The sequence below is a fragment of the Pseudomonas brassicae genome (assembly GCF_010671725.1).
Classification (GTDB): Bacteria; Pseudomonadota; Gammaproteobacteria; order Pseudomonadales; family Pseudomonadaceae; genus Aquipseudomonas; species Aquipseudomonas brassicae.
In genome coordinates this window covers 1-2568 of sequence record NZ_JAAHBU010000573.1, presented here as the reverse complement: position 1 = coordinate 2568, position 2568 = coordinate 1, and the positions used below count along the sequence as shown (strand labels likewise).

The 2568-nt window shown below is 67.0% G+C and carries 2 protein-coding genes and 2 pseudogenes; 2 read left to right on the top strand and 2 right to left on the bottom strand.

The genetic code is table 11. The features are described 5' to 3' along the window. Window positions 1-657 (bottom strand): annotated as a pseudogene (locus tag G3436_RS26250) (FAD-dependent oxidoreductase); the annotation flags it as partial. 68 nt (window positions 658-725) lie between these two features. Next, a complete protein-coding gene (locus G3436_RS26245; protein WP_163951224.1) occupies window positions 726-1058 on the bottom strand; it encodes a DMT family transporter in 333 nt (110 codons plus the stop codon). 54 nt (window positions 1059-1112) lie between these two features. Between G3436_RS26245 and G3436_RS26240 the strand changes: the two are divergent. Next, window positions 1113-1271 (top strand): annotated as a pseudogene (locus tag G3436_RS26240) (LysR family transcriptional regulator); the annotation flags it as partial. Window positions 1272-1285: 14 nt separating this feature from the next. Continuing rightward, complete coding sequence (gene waaA, locus G3436_RS26235; RefSeq protein WP_163951221.1) at window positions 1286-2560, top strand: lipid IV(A) 3-deoxy-D-manno-octulosonic acid transferase; 1275 nt, start codon at window positions 1286-1288, stop codon at window positions 2558-2560. Window positions 2561-2568: the final 8 nt, after the last annotated feature.

The window sequence follows — 2568 nt, the reverse complement described above, 5'->3', positions numbered from 1 at the left end:
TGGCTCAGGCCGAGGCTGTCGAGCAGGCCGGCGTTGCCGGCACCCGCGCTGAGCACGATGCGCTGGGCGCGGATGTCGCGGCCATCGACGTTCAGGCCGACCAGCTCATCGCCTTCGCGCAGCGGTTCGATGCGTTCGCCGGCCAGCAGGCTGTCGCCGGCCAGGTCGGCCAGGCGCTGCAGCAGGCTCGGCACATCGACCACCAGCTCGGCCAGGCGGTACACCTTGCCCTTGAAGGCGCGGTCTTGCAGGGCCGGCGGCAACTGGTCGCCCTTGACCTGGTCGACGCGGCCGCGCACGCCTTGCTGGCGAAGAAGCTGGTGAGGTTGCCGGCCAGGGTGCCGGGCGACCACAGGTAATGCGCTTCGGACAGTAGGCGTACACCGGACAGGTCCAGCTCGCCAGCGCCCGCCAGCGCCTCGCGCCAGCGCCGCGGCATGTCGGCGATGGCTTCGGAGGCGCCGGTGAGGGCGCCATGCAGGGCGTACTTGGCGCCACCATGGATGATGCCCTGGGACTTGAGGGTCTGCTCGCCGCCGAGGCTGGCCCGTTCCACCAGCACCGTCGAATAGCCCAGGCGACGCAGGCGGGCGTTGAGCCAGAGGCCAGCGACCCCTGCGCGACGATCAGCACGTCGGTGGAAATAACGGTTGGCATGCACTCACCTCACAAGCAAAGACAGGAGCGCAGTATACAGCCTGTGAGCATTCCTACCCGGTCGCGGATCAATGCCCGGTGGTTTTCGAGAACAGCTGGATCACCACCACGCCACCGACGATCATGGCCATGCCGAGCAGCGCCGGCAGGTCCAGCTTCTGCCCGTAGATCACCAGCGCCGCAATGCTGATCAGCACGATGCCCAGGCCTGACCACACCGCGTAGGCGATGCCCACCGGCACCGTGCGCACCACCAGCGTCAGCATCCAGAAAGCGATGGCGTAGCCGCCCACCATCAGCGCCAGCGGCAGGGGCGTGCTGAACCCCTTGACTGCCTTCATGGACGCGGTGGCGATGACTTCGGCGCAAATGGCGATGGCCAGGTAGATGTAGGGGTTCATTGGGGAGTCCTCCGTTGGGTCACGCATTCTAGAGGATGGCCGCATGGGGTAAAGTCATTACCTGCCTACCAGCAGCAGAGGGTGGAACTGGTCAGCGAATGGCGCCCGCCGGCGCTGGTGGTGGAGTTGGCGTGGCGCCGCGACGAGCCGTTGGGGTCAGCCGCACGCTGGCTGGCCGAACGCTTCGCAGTGCACTTGCGAGCGATTGGCTAGTACACTTCGGCGCCATGAACAGAACCCTATATACCCTGCTGTTTCACCTGGGCCTGCCGCTGGTTGCGCTGCGCCTGTACCTGCGGTCGCGCAAGGCACCGGCGTATGCCCGGCGCATCGGCGAGCGCTTCGGCCTGAACCTGCCGGCGTTGCAGCCGGGGGGCATCTGGGTGCATGCGGTGTCGGTGGGCGAGAGCATTGCTGCGGCGCCGATGATTCGTGCGCTGCTGCAACGTTATCCACAGCTGCCGATCACCGTCACCTGCATGACACCGACCGGCTCGGAGCGCATCCAGGCACTGTTCGGCGACGAGCCGCGTATCCAGCACTGCTACCTGCCGTATGACCTGCCCTGGGCAGCGGCGCGTTTTCTGCAGCGTGCGCGCCCGCAGTTGGCGGTGATCATGGAGACCGAGCTGTGGCCCAACCATATTCATCAATGCGCCCGGCGCGGCATTCCGGTGGCGTTGGCCAATGCGCGCTTGTCGGCACGTTCGGCCAAGGGCTACGCGCGGTTTGCCGGGCTGACCCGGCCGATGCTGGCTGAAATGAGCCTGATTGCGGTGCAGACCGAGACCGAGGCCGAGCGCTTTCGCCAGTTGGGTGCGCGGCCTGAATGCGTGCAGGTGACGGGCTCGATCAAGTTCGACCTGACCATCGATGCGCAATTGCCCGTGCGTGCCAGGGCGCTGCGTGAACAATGGCAGGCGCTGCAGCGGCCGGTGTGGATCGCGGCGAGCACCCACGAGGGCGAGGACGAGGTGATCCTGGCAGCGCACCGGCAGTTGCTGGCGCATCATTCGGATGCGTTGCTGATCCTGGTGCCGCGCCATCCGGAGCGTTTCGACAGCGTGCATGCGCTGTGTGCGGGGCAGTTCACCACGGTGCGCCGCGCGGCCGGGGCGCCGGTGACGGCGGATGACCAAGTGCTGCTGGGCGACACCATGGGCGAGCTGCTGTTTCTGTATGCGGTGGCGGATATCGCTTTTGTCGGCGGCAGCCTGGTGCCCAATGGCGGGCACAACCTGCTGGAGCCGGCGGCGCTGGCCAGGCCGGTGCTGAGTGGGCCGCACCTGTTCAACTTTCTCGAAATCGCTTTGATGCTGCGCGAGGGTGGGGCGTTGTGCGAGGTGGACGATGCGCAGGGGCTGGCGACCGAAGTGCGCCGCTTGATCGAGCTGCCGCGGGACGCGCTGAAGATGGGTGAGGCGGGGGTGGCGGTGATGCGGGCCAATCAGGGGGCGTTGAAGCGCTTGCTGGATGGGCTGGGGACTCTGCTGAGGCTGTGATGGCCTCT

Bases quoted from the DNA above. Each gene is read 5' to 3' on its own strand.
- G3436_RS26245 (WP_163951224.1), bottom strand. From the start codon at position 1,058: ATGAACCCCTACATCTACCTGGCCATCGCCATTTGCGCCGAAGTCATC.
- waaA (WP_163951221.1), top strand. From the start codon at position 1,286: ATGAACAGAACCCTATATACCCTGCTGTTTCACCTGGGCCTGCCGCTG.